The 19,695-nt window shown below is 69.8% G+C and carries 18 protein-coding genes and 1 pseudogene; 7 read left to right on the top strand and 12 right to left on the bottom strand.

The features are described 5' to 3' along the window. Positions 1 to 17: 17 nt before the first annotated feature. The 3 genes from G361_RS0136435 to G361_RS0136425 all read right to left on the bottom strand — a co-directional run bounded on the left by G361_RS0136435 (position 18) and on the right by G361_RS0136425 (position 2,969). Positions 18 to 1,214: a Cmx/CmrA family chloramphenicol efflux MFS transporter gene (locus tag G361_RS0136435; protein ID WP_019932085.1), complete on the bottom strand. Its 1,197-nt coding sequence runs from the start codon at positions 1,212 to 1,214 to the stop codon at positions 18 to 20. An 85-nt stretch (positions 1,215 to 1,299) separates the two neighbouring features. Beyond that, positions 1,300 to 1,872, bottom strand: a complete 573-nt coding sequence (locus G361_RS0136430) for a TetR/AcrR family transcriptional regulator (RefSeq protein WP_019932084.1) — start codon at positions 1,870 to 1,872, stop codon at positions 1,300 to 1,302. Positions 1,873 to 1,916: 44 nt separating this feature from the next. Beyond that, on the bottom strand, positions 1,917 to 2,969 hold the full coding sequence (locus tag G361_RS0136425) for an Lrp/AsnC family transcriptional regulator (RefSeq protein WP_036496456.1): 1,053 nt from the start codon (positions 2,967 to 2,969) through the stop codon (positions 1,917 to 1,919). A 137-nt stretch (positions 2,970 to 3,106) separates the two neighbouring features. Here G361_RS0136425 and G361_RS0136420 point away from each other — a divergent pair, with 137 nt between their 5' ends. Beyond that, positions 3,107 to 3,955: an SDR family oxidoreductase gene (locus G361_RS0136420; protein WP_019932082.1), complete on the top strand. Its 849-nt coding sequence runs from the start codon at positions 3,107 to 3,109 to the stop codon at positions 3,953 to 3,955. Positions 3,956 to 3,984: 29 nt separating this feature from the next. Here G361_RS0136420 and G361_RS0136415 read toward each other — a convergent pair whose 3' ends face one another. Continuing rightward, positions 3,985 to 4,410: a hypothetical protein gene (locus G361_RS0136415; protein WP_019932081.1), complete on the bottom strand. Its 426-nt coding sequence runs from the start codon at positions 4,408 to 4,410 to the stop codon at positions 3,985 to 3,987. Between G361_RS0136415 and G361_RS51315 the strand changes: the two are divergent. From G361_RS51315 to G361_RS0136400, 3 genes and pseudogenes are all read left to right on the top strand, one after another. After that, positions 4,316 to 4,562 (top strand): annotated as a pseudogene (locus tag G361_RS51315) (3-hydroxybenzoate 6-hydroxylase); the annotation flags it as partial. The gene G361_RS0136415 and the pseudogene G361_RS51315 overlap by 95 nt on opposite strands. 121 nt (positions 4,563 to 4,683) lie before the next feature. Next, entirely contained in the window at positions 4,684 to 6,699 is a 2,016-nt protein-coding gene (locus tag G361_RS51985) for an iron-containing alcohol dehydrogenase (protein WP_019932079.1), read from the top strand. Positions 6,700 to 6,739: 40 nt separating this feature from the next. Next, positions 6,740 to 7,333, top strand: coding sequence for an NADPH-dependent FMN reductase (locus G361_RS0136400; RefSeq protein WP_019932078.1), 594 nt, complete (start codon positions 6,740 to 6,742; stop codon positions 7,331 to 7,333). Positions 7,334 to 7,350: 17 nt separating this feature from the next. On the opposite strand, the gene G361_RS0136395 is transcribed toward G361_RS0136400, so the two are convergent. Then, positions 7,351 to 8,346, bottom strand: coding sequence for an oxidoreductase (locus tag G361_RS0136395; RefSeq protein WP_019932077.1), 996 nt, complete (start codon positions 8,344 to 8,346; stop codon positions 7,351 to 7,353). Positions 8,347 to 8,615: 269 nt separating this feature from the next. Between G361_RS0136395 and G361_RS0136390 the strand changes: the two genes are divergently transcribed. Both G361_RS0136390 and G361_RS0136385 read left to right on the top strand, forming a co-directional pair. Continuing rightward, the gene (locus tag G361_RS0136390) at positions 8,616 to 8,801 is read left to right on the top strand and encodes a hypothetical protein (protein WP_019932076.1); all 186 of its coding nucleotides are present in this window, start codon (positions 8,616 to 8,618) and stop codon (positions 8,799 to 8,801) included. Then, positions 8,798 to 9,229, top strand: a complete 432-nt coding sequence (locus G361_RS0136385) for a hypothetical protein (RefSeq protein WP_019932075.1) — start codon at positions 8,798 to 8,800, stop codon at positions 9,227 to 9,229. The genes G361_RS0136390 and G361_RS0136385 overlap by 4 nt, the downstream gene beginning before the upstream one ends. A gap of 7 nt (positions 9,230 to 9,236) precedes the next feature. On the opposite strand, the gene G361_RS0136380 is transcribed toward G361_RS0136385, so the two are convergent. The 4 genes from G361_RS0136380 to G361_RS0136365 all read right to left on the bottom strand — a co-directional run bounded on the left by G361_RS0136380 (position 9,237) and on the right by G361_RS0136365 (position 14,064). Then, positions 9,237 to 10,496: an ATP-binding protein gene (locus G361_RS0136380; protein WP_063711927.1), complete on the bottom strand. Its 1,260-nt coding sequence runs from the start codon at positions 10,494 to 10,496 to the stop codon at positions 9,237 to 9,239. 1,028 nt (positions 10,497 to 11,524) lie between these two features. Continuing rightward, positions 11,525 to 11,953: a nitroreductase/quinone reductase family protein gene (locus G361_RS0136375; RefSeq protein ID WP_019932073.1), complete on the bottom strand. Its 429-nt coding sequence runs from the start codon at positions 11,951 to 11,953 to the stop codon at positions 11,525 to 11,527. A gap of 51 nt (positions 11,954 to 12,004) precedes the next feature. Beyond that, positions 12,005 to 12,790, bottom strand: coding sequence for an enoyl-CoA hydratase/isomerase family protein (locus G361_RS0136370; RefSeq protein ID WP_019932072.1), 786 nt, complete (start codon positions 12,788 to 12,790; stop codon positions 12,005 to 12,007). Between the two features lie 119 nt (positions 12,791 to 12,909). Next, a complete protein-coding gene (locus G361_RS0136365; protein WP_019932071.1) occupies positions 12,910 to 14,064 on the bottom strand; it encodes a DNA polymerase IV in 1,155 nt (384 codons plus the stop codon). A gap of 147 nt (positions 14,065 to 14,211) precedes the next feature. Between G361_RS0136365 and G361_RS0136360 the strand changes: the two genes are divergently transcribed. Continuing rightward, on the top strand, positions 14,212 to 14,646 hold the full coding sequence (locus G361_RS0136360) for a PaaI family thioesterase (protein WP_019932070.1): 435 nt from the start codon (positions 14,212 to 14,214) through the stop codon (positions 14,644 to 14,646). Here G361_RS0136360 and G361_RS0136355 read toward each other — a convergent pair whose 3' ends face one another. The 3 genes from G361_RS0136355 to lon form a co-directional block, all read right to left on the bottom strand. Next, positions 14,647 to 16,251 (bottom strand): FAD-dependent monooxygenase, encoded by a 1,605-nt coding sequence (locus tag G361_RS0136355; protein ID WP_019932069.1) that lies wholly within the window; start codon positions 16,249 to 16,251, stop codon positions 14,647 to 14,649. Between the two features lie 114 nt (positions 16,252 to 16,365). After that, the gene (locus tag G361_RS47550) at positions 16,366 to 16,899 is read right to left on the bottom strand and encodes a hypothetical protein (protein ID WP_155981964.1); all 534 of its coding nucleotides are present in this window, start codon (positions 16,897 to 16,899) and stop codon (positions 16,366 to 16,368) included. A 375-nt stretch (positions 16,900 to 17,274) separates the two neighbouring features. Then, positions 17,275 to 19,680 (bottom strand): endopeptidase La, encoded by a 2,406-nt coding sequence (lon, locus tag G361_RS0136340; RefSeq protein ID WP_026343934.1) that lies wholly within the window; start codon positions 19,678 to 19,680, stop codon positions 17,275 to 17,277. Positions 19,681 to 19,695: the final 15 nt, after the last annotated feature.

Below are 19,695 nucleotides of genomic sequence, written 5' to 3'. Positions count from 1 at the left end.
CACGCTAGGACCTGACGTTACGTCGGGTTCAAGCTCGCGACTGCCGGCTCACGACCGGTCGGGCACTCCCCCGGCCCGGCGTCGGACAGCCGGGACCAGCCGACCGTCGTGAGTGCGGCGGCGCCCAGGGCGGCGGCGATCCATGCAACGGACGGGTAGCCGAGGCCCGCGCCGAGGGCCAGCCCGCCGAGCCAGGGTCCGACGGTGATACCGACGTTGAAGGCGGCCACATTTCCGGCGGCGCCCAGTGTGGCGGCCGCGGGGGCCAGGGTGAACACCCGGCTGTTCAGGACCGGGTTGGTGACGAAACCGGCGATGCCGAACAGGATCACGGCGGGGATCACCACGATCGCGTACCGGGCGGTCAGTGCGAGGAGTACGACGGTCAGGGTCAGGCCGGTGATGCCGATCGCGAGGGTGCGCAGGGGGTGAGCATCGGCGAATCGGCCGCCGAGGACGACACCGGCGAACATGCCGGCGCCGTAACCGGCCAGCACCACGGGGACCCAGGCCGCGGACAGTCCGGTCGTCGTCGTGAGGAGGGCGCCGAGGTAACCGAAGACGGCCAGGCCGGCGCCGGTGGCGAGCATGGTGGTGAGGTAGAGCCGGAGCACCGGACCCGTTGCCAGGGCACGCAATTCGGTGCGCACGCGTGGCACGGTGGTGGGGCGGCCCTCGGGTACCGCGATCAGTACGCCGAGTGCGGCGAGCGCCGACAGCAGCGTCACCGCCCAGAACGCGGACCGCCAGCCCCACAGCTGACCGGCCCAGGTGCCCAGTGGCAGGCCGACGACGGTGGCGAGGGTGAGGCCGCCGGCCACGATGCTCATCGCCCGGCCGCGCGCCGTCGCGGGGACCGCGTGCACCGCGGTGGCAGCTGCCACCGACCAGAACCCGGCGTACACGAAGGCGGCCACCATGCGGGTGGCGAACAGCACCGCATACGAATCGGTCAGGGCCGCAACGATATGCGCGGCGGCGAAGATCGCCAGGAAGGTGAGCAACGCGGACCGCCGGGACCAGCGGGCCGTGGCGATCGCGAGAATTGGTGCGCCGAACAGCATTCCGATCGCGAAGGCGGAGATCAGCAGGCCCGCTCGGGGTACGGTGACGCCGAGATCGCCCGCGATCGTGGTGAGCAGTCCGGCGAGCATGAGTTCCGAGGTGCCCTGGGCGAAGATCGCCGCGCCCAGTACGTAGACGGCCACGGGCATCGCATACCTCCTGTTTTGTATTGATCAGTCCAAAATCGGGGCAGCGAAACCGGGTGCGGTGCCGCGCTTTTCGGCTACCCGAGGGTCAGAGGGCGGCCAGCGCTACGTCGGCGATCGCCGCCAGCGTGGCGCGTTCGGCGCCGCCGCGGGCCGCGACCCGCATGCCGCCGATCGTGGCGACCACGAAGTGCGCGATGTCCATCGGATCGCGGCCGGAGGCGATCTCACCGGTGCGCTGTCCCGCCGCGACGGTGGTGGACAGCGCGGTGAGACGGCGTTGCAGATCGGCTTGCAACAACTGCGCTGTCTCCGGATCGCGCTGTCCCAGTTCGACAGTGGCGTTGACGACCAGACAGCCGAGCGGATCGCCGTCCGGTGCGTCGACCACCGCGTACAGCAACATCCGGAGCTTCTCCCGCGCGGAGCCGGGGCCGTCGAGCAGCGCGAAGGTGTCACTGTTCTTGTCCGCCATGTAGCGCCGCAGCGCCCGCTCGAAGAGGTCCCGCTTGCTGCGGAAGGTGTTGTAGATACTGCTGCGGCCCAAACCCGTTGCCCGGCACAGCTCTTGCGTCGACACCCCGTCGTAGCCGGCGATCCAGAACGCTCGCATCGCCGCCTCGACGGCACCCTCCTCGTCGAACTGCTTCGGTCGCGCCATGCCGTCACCCTACCAAGTTTTGGATACATCAGTCCAAAACCAGGTCATCGTCTCCGTGCAACTGCGGGAAGGTCCGGCTGCGTGGTCGCCTTGATCGTCGCGAGTACCGGCGTGGTCTCCAGGGTGTGGATCGCGTCGAGGGCACCCAGGCGATGGGTGAGATAGGTGTGCAGTTCCGCCGGATCGGAGCACAACGCCTCGGCGACCAGATTGGTGCGGCCGGTGGTGGCGGCGACGAAGGCCAGTTCCGGGTGCTGCGACAGCGTGTGGCCGACCTCGTCCAGGCGGCCCGGGACCACCGCGGCCCAGAGCAGGGCCCGGGTGTTGACGCCGAAACAGCGATCGTCGAGTTCGACGTCGAAATACAGTGCGCCACAAGTACGCAACTCCGACATGCGGCGTGCCACGGTCGACGCCGACCAGCCCGTCACGGCGGACAGGTCGGCGAGCGTCGCGCGCCCGTCGCCGCGCAACGCCGCGAACAGGGCGGCATCGTCGGGCTTCACCCCGGATCGGTCGGGCTCGATGACGGATCTGCCGTCGGAGCTTGCCGAAACGCCGTCGGGGCCGGATCGTCCGGGAGGGGCCGTTGCGGTGGCCGACAGGTCGCCTCCCGCCGAAAGTCGTTGCTGCTGTTCGGATGTGAGTTGGCGGAGACGGCCGGGCCAGGCGGTGGCGTTGCCGAGGTAGGTGTGCAGGACGTAGTGGGCGGAGATGCCGGTGATCGCCGAGGTGCGCGGCAGATCGTGCAGCAGCAGGGCGGGGGTGTCGGGGCCGGGTGCGTCGACGATCAGGAATACCTCGGTGCCGCCGGAGGTCAGCATCACCCACGAGGTCTCGGGTCGCCGCGACAATGCGTGGGCCAGCCGTTGCGCGGCGGCGGGTGTGGAGGTCAGGCGCAGCAGCCACTGGGCCGTGCCCGGCCGATCGGGGTCGGGCAGGCCCACGACGCGCAGACCGGCCTCAGCCCGCAGGCGGCGGTAGCGCCTGGCGACGGTCTGAGTCGACACCCCGAGTACCTCGCCGATCCGGTTGAAGGGGGCCCGGCCGTCGATGTGCAGCGCGTGGATCAGACCGCGATCCGTCTCGTCCAGCATGAAACTCATTCTCCGATATCGCCGATCGCGCGGAAAGTATCGGCAAAATCGGCGCTCGTGATGGATCCGGATGGGCCGACGCTCGCACCCTGGTCAGCAGGTCGCGGAACTCTCCGTGGCCGGGTGAAAGGACAATCATGATTCTCGTGACGGGTGCGACCGGAACCGTCGGACGGGTGCTGGTCGATCAACTGCTCGAGGCCGGGGTGCCGGTGCGCGCCGCCACCCGCCGGCCGGATGCCGCCGGGCTACCGGCCGGAGTGCCGGTGGTGCGGGCGGATCTCGACGATCCGGACAGCCTCACTCCCGCCTTGGACGGCGTCGACGCCGTCTTCCTCCTGTCGACAGGACCCGATCTGCCGCGGCACGACGCCAACGTCGGGAAGGCGGCCGCGGCGGCGGGAGTCGGCCGGATCGTCAAGTTGTCCTCCGGCCGGACCGGGGATCCCGCCGCGGACGACCCGATCCCGGCCTGGCACCGGGCCGGGGAACAGGCCGTGCGCGACAGTGGGGTGGCGTGGACGATGGTGCGGCCCTTGGGTTTCATGACCAACGCGCTGCACTGGGCGCCGTCGATCCGCCGTCGTGACACCGTGTCCGCGCCGTACGGGCAGGGTCGCATCGCGGTGGTGGATCCGGTGGATATCGCGGCGGTGGCGCGACATGCGCTGATCGAACCGGGGCATGTGGGGCACACCTACACATTGAGCGGGCCGCAGGCCCTGTCACCGGGGGAGCAGACCGAGATCCTCGCCGAGGTTCTCGGCCGACCGCTGCGGTACGAGGAGACCTCACCGGAGCAGGCGCGGGCCGCCCTGCTGGGTTTCGGGGTCGACGCCGAGATGGCCGATGCCATCATGGCGTTGCGGGCCACCGCGCTGGAATCGTTCACCTCGATCGTGCATCCGACGGTGGAGGAGGTGACCGGCCGGCCGGCGCGGAGTTTCGCCGATTGGGTTCGCGCGCACCGCGACGAATTCGCCTGAGCCGCAACAGACTGCGCGGTGGCTCACGGCTAGGGTGGCGAGGTGGTCCGCGAGCCCTCGATCCGGGCGCCGACCGCACCGCGGCCCACGGCCCACGGCCCACGGCCTGCGGCCTGCGGACCACCGCGGCCAGCGAACCGGAGACGGTGGTGTCCGGCGCGGAATCGTCCCCGACCGCCAGCGGCTCCCGGGCCGCCGCGGATGGTGCCCGCCGCGGGTGGTGCCCGGCACGGGTGGTGCCCGGCACGGGTGGTGCCCGGCACGGAATCGTCCCGGACCGCCAGCGGCTCCCGGCCCGCCGCGGCGAGCACCAGGCCGCTGCCGAGGCCCATGCGCCGCCAGACATTGCCGATATCCTTGAGCAGCGAATCCAGTACGGCCGGTGGGAAATCGCCGAGGGTGGCAACGCCGCGTGGCCTGCGGGAGGTCGACGCCGAACGCGCACCGCGCTGCAACCGAGGTACTGACCACCGGCCGGATGTGGGGTGAACTCTGGCATCTCGACGGCACCGGGGGCGTCGCCCGCAACGAGTTGTTCCGCACTCGCGGCACCGGGAGTTGGCGGTACACCGACTGGGCGTGGGCCTCCGCGTCGGATCGGAACTGATTCGTCCGGTGTCGACCGGCGGCGTGGGGAGTGGCCGGGCCGGGTTCGGTGGGATGCTCGTCGGGTGCGCGGCCGTGTGCCGCCGAGCCCGATCAGATCCGTTCCGTGAAAGGCGCCGACCATGACCGAATCGTCCGTGTCACCGCACAGTGCGGCTGCCGATTCCGGCATCACGTTCACGCACGAGACGCTGGGGCAGCGGGCCGGGTTCGGGCACGGGCGGGCGGCGGAGTTGCTGCGGGCCGAGGTGGCTCGGCTCGGCGCCGAGCGGGTGATGCTGATCGCGTCGACCCGGGACCGGGTGAACGTCGATCGGCTGGCGGCGGTTGTTCCGGTGGCGTTGCGCTGGACCGAGGTCCGGCAGCATGTGCCGGTGGACAATGCCGAGCGCGCGCGGGCGGCCGCGACGGCGGCGGGGGTCGACGTGCTGGTGGCCGTGGGTGGCGGGTCGGCGGTCGGACTGGCGAAGGCGGTCGCGCTGACCAGCGGGTTGCCGATCGTCGCCGTGCCGACCACCTATGCCGGGTCGGAGGCCACCGATGTGTGGGGACTGACCGATGCGGACGGGAAACGGACCGGATCCGATCGGGCGGTACTGCCGGTCGCGGTCGTCTACGACGCGGAGCTGTCCCTCTCGATGCCGGTCGAACTCGCGGTGACCAGCGGGCTGAACGCGCTGGCGCACTGCGTGGACGCGCTGTGGGCGCCGCGGGCCGATCCGATCAACCGGGCGATGGCGCTGGAGGGGGCGCGAGCGCTGGCCACCGCGCTGCGCGGCATCGTGGCCGATCCGGGCGACGGCGCCGCGCGGGAACGGGCGTTGTACGGCTGCTATCTGGCGGCGGTCGCCTTCGCCTCGGCGGGTTCGGGGCTGCATCACAAGATCTGCCATGTGCTGGGCGGGGCCTTCGATCTGCCGCATGCCCGCACCCATGCCGTGGTGCTGCCACACGTACTCGCGTTCAACGCGCCGGCGGTCCCGGATCTGGCCGGTCGGCTGGCCACGGCCCTCGGGCATCCGCCGGTCGTGCCCGCGGCGGGTCCGGCCGCGGCGATCGGCGCGCTCGCCGAGCTGTACCGGGCGACGGGTGCGCCGACCGCACTCGCCGAATCCGGTTTCACCGCAACGGATGTCGTGGCCGCCGTGCCGCAGGTGCTGGCGGTGGCGCCGCCGTCGAATCCGGTGCCGGTGACCACGGCGAATCTGACCACGCTGCTGACCGCCGCCCGCACCGGATCGAATCCGGCGGTGCCGGCCGAGGTGGAACAGGCCATCCGGGAGCAGACCCTGACCGATCGGGTGGTCGCCTCCTTCGCCGGCGCCGCCGATCCACGGTTGCGGATGTTGATGCAGGCGCTGACGCGGCATCTGCACGCGTTCGTGCGCGAGGTGCGGCTCGGCGAGGGGGAGTGGGAGGCGGCGATCGACTTCCTCACCCGGGCCGGGCACATCACCGACGACCGGCGGCAGGAGTTCATCCTGCTGTCCGATGTGCTCGGCGCATCGATGCAGACGATCACCGTGTCCAATCCGGCCAACGGGAATGCCACCGAGGCCACCGTATTCGGGCCGTTCTTCGTGGCCGGTTCGCCCGAGATCCCGCTCGGCGGCGATATCGCCCGGGGTGCGATCGGCGAACCGTGCTGGGTGGAAGGCGTCGTCACCGGCGTCGACGGCGCACCGATTCCCGGGGCCCGGATCGAGGTGTGGGAGGCCGACGCGGACGGATATTACGACGTCCAGTATCCCGGCGGCGCGCTCGCCGGTCGCGGGCACCTGTCGACCGATTCCGAAGGGCGGTACCGGTTCTGGGGACTGACGCCGACGCCGTATCCGGTCCCGCACGACGGGCCGGTCGGGGAGCTGCTGGCGGCGACCGATCGATCGCCGGTGCGCGCCGCGCACCTGCACTTCATGGTGACCGCTCCCGGCTTCCGCACGCTGGTGACGCATATCTTCGTGGCGGACGATCCGCAGTTGGCGATCGGCGACAGCGTCTTCGGCGTGAAAGACTCGCTGATCAGGAGCTTCGACCGGCACTCGGCCGGGACCGCGACACCCGACGGCCGGGACCTCGGCGATCGGACCTGGACCCGGACCCGGTTCGACATCGTGCTGGCGCCGGAAAACCGTTGAACGCCCGAGCTGTTCGGCAGGAACGAGACAGGAGTACATCGTGACCAAGCCCGTACTGCAGATCGTCATCGGCAGCACCCGTCCCGGACGCGTCGGCGCGTCGGTGGCGCGGTGGTTCGCCGAACTGGCCCGCGCCGACGGCCGTTTCGAGGTCGAGGTCGTCGATCTGGCCGAGGTGGGGCTGCCGTTGCTGGACGAACCGAACCATCCGCGGCTGCGCACCTATCTGCACGAGCACACCAGGAAATGGAGCGCGACCGTCGCGCGGGCCGACGCCTTCGCCTTCGTGATCCCCGAGTACAACTACTCGCTGAACGCCGCCACCAAGAACGCGATCGACTATCTGTTCCACGAGTGGCAGTACAAACCGCTGGGCATCATCAGCTACGGCGGGGTGTCCGGTGGCCTGCGGGCGGCGCAGGCGCTCAAGCCCATCGCCACCGCGCTGAAGATGTGGCCGACGCCGGACACCGTGATCATCCCGGCCGTGGGGCAATTGCGCGACGAGAACGGCATGTTCACGCCGACCGAGCCGATCACGGCAGCGGCCGATGCCCTGCTCGACGAGCTGGACAAGCTGACCGCCGTGCTGCGTCCGCTGCGGGCGCAGGAGGCAGCGGCGGCGCGAGCCTGATTGCGGGCGGGCCCGATTCAGAATTCGCCCGCGACCCCCAGTACCGTACGGCCCGAGTGGCCGCCGGAATGGATGTCCCGCAACACCTTTTCGGCGGTGGTCACCGGGGCGTAGTGCTCGATGGCCGAAAGGTGTTGTGGTTTCAGGTCGCCGCCGAGCCGGGCCCACAGCGCGCGGCGATCCTCGATGGGGAAATTCACCGAGTCGACGCCCAACAGTGAGACGCCGCGCAGGATGAACGGCATGACCGTGGTGGGCAGGGCGGTGCCGCCGGTGAGGCCGCTGACCGCAACCGCGCCACCGTATTTCACGGTGCTGAGTACATAGGCCAGGGAGGTGCCGCCGACACTGTCGACGGCTGCCGCCCACTGGGCCTTGCCGAGCGGGCGGATCTTCGCGGCCGGATCCTCGGGGAGGCGGCCGATCACCGATTTCGCGCCGAGCGTGGCGAGCCACTCGCCCACATCGGCCTTGCCGGTGGAGGCCACCACCTCGAAGCCGCGGCCGGCGAGGATGTCGACGGCGACCGCGCCGACGCCACCCGTCGCGCCCGTGACCAGCACCGGGCCGTCGCCGGGGGACAGGCCGCGGTCGAGCAGGGCCTGGACGCTCATCGCGGCGGTGAATCCGGCGGTGCCGATCGCGGCGGCCTCCCGGGTGCTCACGCCGTCGAGCTTCACGACCCATTCCGCCGGTACCCGGGCGTATTCGGCGAATCCACCGTGGTGGCTCACGCCGATCTCGTAGCCGTGCGCGATCACCGCGTCGCCGGGGGCGAACTGCGGATCGGCCGACTCGACCACCTCACCGGTCAGGTCGATGCCGGGGATGATCGGATAGTTGCGCACCACCCCGCCGCCCGCGGTGACAGCCAGCCCATCCTTGAAGTTGGCGCTGGAGAAGTGCACCTTGATCGTCACCTCTCCCGGACCGAGGAAGTCGTCGCCCACCTCCTCCCGGGTCAACGTCACACCGCTGTCCGTCTCGTGCGCCACCATCGCCTGAAACACCATGGGTCCGAGCATAGGTGCGCCGCCGGAACCGGAGTAGGACCTCTCGCACTCCCGCACCCCGTGCCGCATATTTTTTCCGTACTCGCATTCGAATCCACCGGATAGCTGCGCGAAAGCCCTTATCCGCCACACCTCTTATCGAATATTCAGCGGCCCCAACAAATTCCGTTCGGAAGTTTACATAACCGATCGATTTGTGGACCGGAGCGGGAAAGGCTATAGAGTGACAACAACTTTCGGAGCTCGGGTCGCATAAAGGGGGAAGTCGCATGGTGTTCGTACTCGCGGTGGCGGCGACATGGGTGGCGTGCGTCGCCCTGTTCCTGGTCCTGACCGGCGTAAATCTGCCGGATCGACATCCCCGGCACCGCGCCGAGGGCAGACCGACGGTCGCCCAGATCGAGCGCCGGCTGGCCCGGGAATGGCGAGAATCATCCGGACGGGTGACCGGATGACGCGGCCGATCGAACTGCCCTCGAAACACGAACTCATGCGCGCTTGTCGCGGCGGCGGACACGACGATCATCCATTGTTGCGGGCCGCATGCGAATTGACCGCACTGCACGAACAACTTTCGCGGCTGGAACCGCAACGGCGGGACGGGCCGGACGAGAATCGGGCCGCACTCGTCACGGGGATAGATCGGTGGGTGCGGGCCCGGCTGCCGCCCGCGCACGCATCGACCACGGATCGGCCACCACAATCGATGGGCGCCGTCGTCGACCGGATCGCCGAGTACACCGCCGTCGCCTTCACCGCCCTGACCCGCACCGACGATTGGAGTCTCTGGGATGCCTGGACCAATCTGGAGGAGCTCTCCGCCGCCTACGAGGAACTCGTGGCCGATCTGGCCGCGGGCCGCCGCCGATTGCCCGGCGCCTGAGCGGATTTCACGATTCCCACAGCGCGGCGATCGGCACGGCGCACAGACGCGACCCGAAGGTCAGGGTCTGCGGCCCGGTGTGCAGCACGATCCCGGCCACGAGGTCCGCGCCGAGCCGGTCGGCGAGATGCCGCAGCCCGCGAAAGTCCTCGTCCCGCACGGTCGAAGCGGCCTTCACGTCGACGGCCACCACCTGCCCCCGCGGGTTCTCCAGCACGATGTCGACCTCGAGTTGATCCCGGGTGCGGTAGTGGAACATCTCGATCCCCGGCGCCGACCAGGTCAGCTGCCTGGCGATCTCCATGGCGGCGAACCCCTCGAGCAGCGGCCCCAACGGGCTTTCCAGGGAACGCAATTCGGCCGCACCGCGGCCCACCAGATGTGCGGCCAGCCCCGAATCCACCACGGCCACCTTGGCGGCACTCACCGCCCGGGTGCCGATGTCCCGGGTCCAGGCGGGAATTCGCCTGAGCAGGAAGGCATCCTCCAGCAGGGTCAGATACCGGGCCACGGTCCGCTGCGAGATCCCCAGCTCGCCGGCCACCGTGCCCGCCATCAGCAATTGACCGGATCGCGATGCCACCAGCCTTGTCAGTGCACGCATTTCATCGATCCGCTCGATCTCGGCGAGCTGACCGATCTCCCGATCGAGCAGCTCGGTCAGATAGGCGTCGTGGAAACGCCTGCGCCGCAGCGGCGTTCTGGACACCGCCTCGGGAAATCCGCCTCGCACAAGCCTTTCCACATATCCCGCCCGCGTCTCCGCGCTCCGGTGATCAGGTCGCGGTCCCGCCGCGAACATCCGGTCCACGAATCGGTCCGGCCGCCCGTCCAGTTCGCCTTGGGACAGCGGCCAGAGTTCCAGCACCGCGGTGCCGCCGGGCTGCGCCGACGGGAGATCAGCGAATCCCGGCGCCCGCACCGATCCGGTCAGCAGGAACTGTCCGGGTCGCGAACCGTGTGCGGCCGCCTTCGCCACCGCACCCGCCAGATCGGGCACCTGCGGCACCCCGTCGATCACCACCGGATCCGCACCCACCACGAACTCGACCGGGTCGAACGCCGCCGCTCGCCGTGTCGCGGGCTGATCCAGCGATCGGCACGGCACTCCCCGCTCCCGCGACAACGCCGACACCAGCACCGTCTTCCCACATCGCCTCGGCCCGACCAGCACCACCGTGCGATGCTCGGTCAGCGCCGACCGTAGCGGCGCGGCCATTCGGCGCGCGATGTTCCGACCGTTCGACGAGGCGGTTGTGGCTGACATCCGGCCATTATGCGGTTCGAGCATCACCAGCAGCCGCAATCTGCCGCCACAACCGCACCCGTGTCGCCCCTTCCCCGCCGCCGAGCCCGCGCCAGCTCGGCCGCCGTAATTTGGGCAGATCAGCCATGCAGCTCGCCGACTGACCGCCGAGGCATGACGCTGTGACCGCTACGGGTGCGCCGGAACAGCAGCGGGCGACCGACTGCACATCTGCCGCCGACGCCGCGACGCAACAACCGTGGATTGCCTGCGAGTCGGCCGCAGTGGACCGGGCGAGTCCGCCGCACTTTCGCTACCGACCCACCGCACCAGGACATCGATCCGGCCGGAGGAGCTCCACGTATTCAGCCGCCGCGATCGGGTTGATCCAGCCGCCGACGCGGGGGCCGAAAAAATACCCCCCCCCCCCGCCGGAATCGATCGATCGGGACTGCAGACGCCGATCGCATTGCAAGAAGGTCTTCCGGAACAGGACCGGGCTGCGTGCGGAATCGACAGACCCGAACGGGACCGGATCAGGGGCGGCTGCGGAATGAGCCGGTCGGGAACACGACCGGGTCAGGCGTAGCCGCGGAATCAGCAGGCCCAGAACGGGAGGTCAAGCGCGGTTACGGAATCAGCAGGCCCGGAACAGGACCGGATCAGGCGCGACTACGAAACACGCCTGGTCCGGAACAGGACCGGCCGAGCGCGGTTGCAGAATCGGCCAGCCCGGAACAGGACCGGGTCAGGCGCGACTACGGAATCGGCCGGGTCCGGAACACGACAAGGCTGGATGCGGGTGTGGAATCGCAGGCCCGGAACGGGATCGGCGAATGTGGTTGCGGATCGGCAGGCATTGCGCGGCCCGAGCGGCCGTATCGGATCGGCGCACTCGATCCGGATTCGGCAGCACTGCGAATTTGCTTGTACGAGTTGGAGATCCGCCGTGGCACCGCTTCCGGAGCGGTGCCACGGCGGAGGAGAACACCGGGTGTGTCCGGGCCGGACCTGGTGCTGCAGAGGGCCGCGGACGAGGTCCGGGATCGTCAGGCGCGGTGCAGGGCCAGGACCGGGATGGTCCGGATGCCTTCGGTCTTGCGGGCGTAATCGCCGAAACCGGGGTAGCGGCGGGCCTGTTCGGCGTAGAGGGTGTCGCGGCGCTCGCCGGTCACCTCGTCCACGGTGACGGGATAGCCGCCCGTGCCGCGTTCGACGGAGCCGGCGCCGGCGGTGGTCAGGTTGTAGTACCAGGCCGGGTTGGTGGGGGCGCCGGCCTTGGAGGCGAAGACGTAGATGGTGTCGGGGTCCTGCTCGTCGGCCATGTACATCATCGGGGTCACCACCTCGCGGCCGCTCTTGCGGCCGTTGTGGTGGACCAGGATCATCGGGGCGCCCTCGAACGGGCCGCCGACGCGGCCCTCGTTCGCCCGGAACTCTTCGATGATCTTCGTATTCCAGTCGTCCGGTGTGCTCATGGCACGGATCCTCCTGATCGGGGTGGAACAGCGGGGGCGGCCGTCGCGCTGTCAGGCGAACTTCGGGGTGCGCTTGCCGAGGAATGCGGCGATGCCCTCCTGGCCGTCGGAGGAGTCGGCGCAGTGCGAGATGAAGGCGGACTCGCGGGCCAGCTGCTCCTCGAGGGTGTGATCGGAACTGACCAGCAGCAGCTTCTTCACGTTCGCGTTGGACAACTTCGGGCCCGCGGCGAACTGCGCGGCCAGCTCGTCGACGGCGGTCGCGAGTTCGGCGGCGGGGACGACCCGATGCAGCAGATCCCATTCCAGCGCCTCGGCGGCGGACAGGGACCGGTTGGTGAGCATGAGCTCCTGGGTGCGGCGCAGGCCGATCAGGCGCGGCAGATAGTAGGAGGCGCCGCCGTCGGGGCTCAGGCCCGCGCGAGTGTAGGCCATGGTGAAGGAGGCGGTGTCGGCGGCGACCACCAGATCGCCGGTCACGGCGAGGCTGAACCCGGCGCCGGCGGCGACCCCGTTCACGCCGATGATCAGCAGCGCGTCCATCCGCGCGAAGGAGGACAACGCCCGGTGCAGGTCGTCGGCGAGGCCCTTCACGTACGCGCCGGCCTTGGCTTCGTTCGCCGCCATCGCCTTCAGGTCGCCGCCCGCGGAGAAGAACTTGCCCTCGCCGGTCAGGGTGACCACCTTCACCGCCGGATCGTCGGCGACCAGGCCCGCGATCTCGGCCAGTTCCCGGCTCAGCACATGGTTGATGCCGTTCGCCGCATCGGGCCGGTTCAGGGTGATGCGTGCGATACCCCCGGACTGTTCGAACCGGATCGTCTCGTACTTGCTCATGGACAGCCTTCCCAATCGATCTCAGCTCTCAGCATGACAAACCGATCCGCCGCGGTCGGCTCGTGGGCGCAGCAACGCCCCGCATCCCTGCATACCCGGTGTCCACGGCTCACGCGAACTCACGGCGTGTCGAGGGGGACGAGTTCCAGCCGGACGCCGAGCAGCCGGATCGGCCGGTCGAGCTCGAATCGGGCCAGCACCGCCAGGGCGGTGTCGACGATCTCGGCGATGTCGGTGGTGGGAGCGGGCAGTTTGCGTTGCTTGGTGCGCGTGAAGAAGGTGTTGGTGCGCACGATGACACCGACCCGCGCGGTGACCCGCCCGTCGGCGGCCACCTCCTCGGCGACCTCGGCAGCGAGGCGGGCCACCTGCGCCTCGATCGCGGCCCGATCGGTGAGATCGTGCGGGAACGTCTCGGATTTGCTGTGACCGACCGGGATGTGCGGCTCGGTGACCACATCGGTGTCGCCCGCACCGTGGCCGAGCACCCACAGATAGGGCCCGGTGTTGGGCCCGAACGCGGCGGCCAGCCGCTCCCGATCAGCGGCCGCCAGCTGCGCCACCGTGTCGATACCCAACTCCGACAGGCGTTTCGCGATGCGGGAACCGATACCCCAGAGTGCGCTGGTCGGACGGTCCGCCATCAATTCGGTCCAGTTGTCTACGGTCAGACGGAAGATCCCCGTCCCGGCGCGGGCAGACTCGTCGGCTCCACCGTCACCGGCCTCGGCCGGAGCGAGCGGTTCGGTCGCACTGTCGCGATCCGCCGGCCCGCCGTCGGTCACCGCCGCCGTACCCTTGCCGACCGCCTTCGCGAAGCCGGTCGCCAGTTTGGCCCGTAACTTGTTGTCGCCGATGCCGATCGAACAACTCAGATCCAATTCCGTTACCGCACTGCGGATCTCGCGAGCCAGCAGCTCCGGATCGTCGGTGTCGGCGGCGAGGAACGCCTCGTCCCAACCGAGCACCTCGACCCGCACCGGGAAGGTGCGCAGCAGGTCCATCACCTCGGCGGAGGCCTCCTCGTAGGTGGCCATGTCGAGCGGGAGGAAGATACCGTCCGGGCACAGGCGAGCCGCCTGACGCAGCGGCATCCCGGCCCGCACACCGAAGGCCCGCGCCGGATACGACGCACAGGTGACCACCTTGCGCGGCTCGGCCGGATCGCCGTTACCCCCCACGATGACCGGCAGACCGCGCAGTTCCCGGTGCCGGCGGAACTCCACCGCCGCCTGGAACTGGTCGAGATCGACATGCAACAGCCACCTGGCCACGAGTACGTCTTACCTCACGGGTACGACGAATCCGGGCGGTCTACACCAAGACGGGATGAATCGGGCCCGCCGAGACACCGCGACTAGACTTCGATCTCGGCATCGGGCCCGTCCGGCGGCTCGTCCCCGACCGTTCGGAGCTCACCCGTGACCACGCCGTTGGATCTGGAACTCGCGCGGGCCGTGCTGGCCGCTCAGCCGTTCAGTGCCCTACTCGGGGCGGAGATCACCTCGTTCGGCGCTGGGGCTGCCACGTTGGAGATTCCGATCCGGCCCGAACTCGGGCAGCAGTTCGGTTTCCTGCACGGCGGGGTGCTGGCGTATGCCGCCGACAACTCGCTGACCTTCGCGGCCGGGACGGTTCTGGGGCCGAACGTGCTGACCGGCGGGTTCAGCATCACGTATCTGCGGCCGGCCGGGGGTGTCCGGTTGCGGGCCGAGGCGCGGGTCGTCGGGTCCACCCGGCGGCAGGCGGCGTGCAGTTGTGAGCTGTGGACCGAGGACGAGGCGGGGGAGGCCACCCTGTGCGCGGTCGCACAGGGGACCACCCGGGCCGTGGACGCGGATCGCACCGGCGGCTGATCAACCGAGTACGGCGGCGGAGTCCGATCCGAGTGTGGCGGTGGCGGGGATCGCGGTGCCCAGGGCCGCACGCAGGGCTCTGGTGAGGGCGTCGGGATCTGCGGTGCCGAGGCGGCTCGCCACGTGCTGGTCGGGGCGGATCAGGAGTGCGCCGCCTGCGGGGAGGCCGGTGGCTTCCTGCCACTGTTGTTCCGGGAGGTAGTGGACCTCGATGTCGGCGCCGGTCGCGTGGGCGGCGCGGCTCGCGGCATCCCGCCACGGGGTGCCGGTCCCCGCCACCAGCACCGCGAAGCCGGGGCCGCAGAGGTCGAGGGTGGACAGTGTCTCTTCGGGATCGAGCCACAGATGCGGGACTCGGGTTCCGGTCCGACCGGACAGGTCGTCGACGTGCAGTGGGGTCGGTTCGGCGTCGGGTGCGGCGTAGCGGTAGCGGCTCATGACGGTGTCGAGGTCGAGTCGGCGGGCCAGGTCGGCGGCGTTGTCCGGGGTCGGGAGGCCGTAGCGGGTCCGGAAGTCGGTGCCGAGCCGGGACTGTTCGATCGCGACGAGTGCTCGTGGTCGCCGTTCCGGTGCGTAGGTGTCCAGTAGGTCCGGGGACGCCGCGCCGGACAGTACCGCGGCGAGTTTCCAGACCAGGTTGTGCGCGTCGGCCACGCCGGTGTTGCCGCCGTAGCCACCCCAGGGGGCGTGCCGGTGGGCGGCGTCGCCGGTCAGGAAGATTCGGTCGCAGCGGTAGTCGTCGGCCACGAAGGTGCCGGTGTCCCAGGCGGCGCGGGCCAGGACGCGTACGTCGAGGTCGGGGCGGCCGATCATCGCGCGGATCAGGTCGGCGCAGCGATCGTCGGGGTAGTCGGCCGGGGTCGAGACGGCCGGATCGTATTCCAGGTGGAACGACCATTCGTCGGTGTTGTTCTTGGACAGCACCAGGCCGCGGACCGGGCCGTCGATCTCGCACTGGCTGAAGCTGCGGCCGTTCAGCACGCCGGTCAGATCGACCCGGGCGAAGACGTTCAGGTAGTGGTGGGTCGGTGGCAGCTCCCAGCCGCCGACGCCGAGCGCGCGGCGGATCGGGCTGTTCGCGCCGTCGGCGGCGATCAGATAGTCGGCGCGCAACCGGGTTTCGGTGCCGGCGGTGTCGCGCAGGGTGGCGAGGACGCCGTCGGGGCCCGGGTCGAAATCGGTCAGCTCGACGCCGAATCGCAGGTCGCCGCCGCGTTCCCGGGCGGTTTCGGCGAGGACCGGCTCGAGCAGTACCTGCGGCAGGAATACGAAACGCGCCGGACTGGGTACGCCCGCGCCCATGCTGTGCATGTCGATGTCGAGTGGCTGTGCGACGCTGAGGTTTTCGCCGGTCCAGGCGCCGCCGAAGCGGCCGGCCCGCAGGGCCGAGGCGGCCGCGGCGTCGACCCGTTCGGTCACCGCGAGCTGCCGGTAGATCTCGCCGGTGTGGGTGTGCAGGCCGCGGGAGCGCGGCAGCGGGGATGCGGCGGCGCGGCGTTCGACGAGTACGTAGGGCACGCCGTGATACTCGAGCAGCAGCGCCGTGGACAGGCCGACCAGCCCACCACCGACGACGAGGACCGGGGTATGAGGTACGGAAGTCATGCTCCCGATCGTGGATTCACCCGCTTGCGGCGGACTTGCGCCGCGGTGACGCGCCGCATGCGGACCCGTGCGCGCGAGGGGTGACGCGCACGGGCCCGCGGCGGGACGTCCGGATTACAGGTCGCCCTGGGCGTGCAGGTTGTTGGCGCCCTGCACGATGCTGAGGATGCCGACCGGGATGCCGGCCGCGGCGCCGCCGAGGATGGTGCCGACGCCGCCGACGGTCGAACCGCCGAGCAGGCAGCCGCCGAGGGCGCCGAGCGGCGTGAGCGTGCCGACCGAGACCAGGGCCGACAGGGTGCCGCCGGTGGCGATGCCGAGGGCGCACCCGACCGCCGCGCCCGTGACGCCGCCGACCAGGCCGCCGACGCCGGTGGCCAGGCCGAACTGGGTCGCGCCCTGGCCGAGTGCCGTGTTGAAGTCGGCCTGCGGATCGTGCGGGGCGGCATCGTCGACGAGTTCGGCGCTGGCCGGAATCTGCTGAGCGTCCGCGATGGGGGCCGCGGTCGCATCCGGGGTGACGACGGTGGATTGCACCGTCGTGGCCGCGAGATCCGGCGCGGCATTGGCGGTACCGGCCGCGAAGGCCAGGGTCGACGCAATCGCGAGCGTCCCGATCGACACCGCACCCATCATCGTCTTCTTCATCTCGATCACCGAATTTCAGGAGTTCTCTGGTCCGGAAACTTTCCGGGCCTGGTGAACGTAACGCAAACGTGATTAAGGACTTGTTAAGACCATGAAACGTCGGTGTCAGGATTTCGTATGCGGAGCCTTCGGAGCGCCTGAAAATCTGCTTTGAACTGGATAAATGTTCGATCCTCACCGACCGGAGCGCCTCTCGGTGATCGATGTCACCGGCCGTTCGGTGAACTACACCGTTGCAATATGACCGATTCGAGAGATATGTACCAGAATTGGCTATCTGTCAGCGATCAATCCGGAAATCGATTCCATACACGCGGAAAAGAAACGGGCCGTGTGGATTCCGAAGAATCCGCACGGCCCGTTCCGGTACTCGAATCAGGCGGACGCGGCGAATGCCGTTGCGTCGTAGGCCGGTTCGGCGACCGGCTCGATGGCGTACGCCAGGATCTCGGCCACATCGGCCACCGGGCGGACATCCAGCGAGGCCAGCACGTCGGCGGGCACCTCGTCCAGATCCGGTTCGTTACGTGCCGGGATGAACACCGTCCGCAGGCCGGCCCGTTGTGCGGCAAGCAGTTTCTGCTTGACGCCACCGATCGGCAGCACCCGGCCGTTCAGGGTGACCTCGCCGGTCATCCCGACATCCGCGCGCACCTGGCGGCCCAGTGCCAGCGACACCAGCGCGGTCACCATGGTGACGCCCGCCGACGGACCGTCCTTCGGCACCGCACCCGCCGGGAAGTGGATGTGGATGTTGCGATCCAGCACCGCCGGTTCGATCCCGATCTCCGCCAGATGTGAACGCACATAGGTCAATGCGATCTGCGCGGACTCCTTCATGACGTCACCCAGTTGCCCGGTCAGCGTCAGCGAGCGCTCGCCCTCGGCCGCGTTGGCCTCGATGTAGAGCACGTCACCACCCGCACCCGTGACCGCCAGGCCGGTCGCCACACCCGGAACCGCGGTGCGCTCCACCGAATCCGGGGTGAACCGGGGCCGGCCCAGGTAGTCCCGCAGCTCACCGAGATCGATGGTCAGCGGGCCGGATCCGGTGGCGATCGGCCGGTCGTAGCCGAGCGCCGCGTCGTAACCCAGTGCGGGCGCCGGGATCTCGCGCTCGGACAGCCGAGTCGCGGCCTTGCGCAACGCCTTCGCGATCAGTCGCTCGAGCTGCCGCACACCGGCCTCCCGGGTGTAGTTCGCCGCGATCTCGCGCAGCGCCGCATCGGTGATGCGCACCTCCTCGGTGGTGAGCGCGTTGCGTTCCAGCTGCCGGGGCACCAGGAAGTCGCGGGCGATGGCCACCTTGTCGTCCTCGGTGTAGCCGTCGACGGTGATCAGCTCCATCCGGTCCAGCAGCGGGCCGGGGATGGTCTCCATGACGTTCGCGGTCGCGATGAACAGCACGTCGGACAGGTCCAGATCCAGATCCAGGTAGTGATCCCGGAAGGTGTGGTTCTGGGCCGGGTCCAGCACCTCCAGCAGCGCCGCCGCCGGATCGCCGCGGTAGTCCGAGCCCACCTTGTCGATCTCGTCCAGCAGCACAACGGGATTCATCGAACCCGCCTCCTTGACCGCGCGCACGATGCGGCCGGGCAGCGCGCCGACGTAGGTACGCCGGTGCCCGCGGATCTCCGCCTCGTCCCGCACGCCGCCGAGCGCGACGCGAACGAACTTGCGCCCCAACGCCCGAGCCACGCTCTCACCGAGCGAGGTCTTGCCGACACCGGGCGGACCGACCAGCACCAGCACCGCGCCGGAACCGCGGCCGCCGACCACCTCCAGGCCGCGCGCGGCCCGCCGGGCCCGCACCGCCAGGTACTCGACCATGCGGTCCTTCACCTCGTCCAGACCGTGGTGATCGGCGTCCAGCACCGCGCGGGCGGCCGGAACATCGTCGGAGTCCGTGGTTTTCACGGTCCACGGCAGATCCAGGACGGTGTCCAGCCAGGTGCGGATCCAGCCCGCCTCCGGACTCTGCTCGCTGCCGCGCTCCAGCCGGTCGACCTCGCGCAGCGCGGCCGTGCGGACCGTCTCCGGCAGATCGGCGTTCTCGACCCGGGACCGGTAGTCGTCGGCCCCGTCGGGCTCGCCTTCGCCGAGTTCCTTGCGAATCGCGTTGAGCTGCTGGCGCAACAGGAATTCCCGTTGCGATTTCTCCATGCCCTCGCGGACGTCCTCGCTGATCTTCTCGGTGACCTCCATTTCCGCGATGTGGTCCTTGGTCCAGCCGATCAGCGTGGTCAAACGCGTGGTGACATCGGGAGTGTCGAGCAGTTGCCGCTTCTGTTCGTCGTTCAGGTACGGCGCGTAGCCGGCGGTGTCGGCCAGCGCGGACGGATCGGTCAGCTGGTTCACCACATCGATGACCTGCCACGCCTCGCGCCGTTGCAGCACCGAGACGACCAGCTTCTTGTATTCGGCCGCAAGCTCTTTCACGCGGCCGTCGGCGGGCGCCGGATCCACCGGCTCGGCCTCGACCCACAGCGCCGCGCCGGGCCCGGTCACGCCGTGCCCGATCTTCGCGCGCTGCTCCGCCTTCAACACCGCGGCGGGCGCACCGCCGCGCATCCGGCCCACCTGTTCGATGGTCGCCACCACCCCGTACGAGGCGTAACCCTCGTCGAGGCGCGGCGCCACCAGCACCGAGTCCAGTTTCGCGGCCCGGGCCGCGTCGATGGCAGCCTGCGCCGCCTCGTCGAGCGCGATCGACACCACCATGCCGGGCAGCACGACCGTGTCACTGAGGAACAACACCGGCAGATTCCGTGGGGTACTCATCGTCTGAAGCCCCTT

This window comes from Nocardia sp. BMG111209 (assembly GCF_000381925.1).
In the GTDB taxonomy this organism is placed as follows: domain Bacteria; phylum Actinomycetota; class Actinomycetes; order Mycobacteriales; family Mycobacteriaceae; genus Nocardia.
Note: the sequence above shows the minus strand (reverse complement) of the source record. Positions and strands in the feature narration are given on the sequence as shown.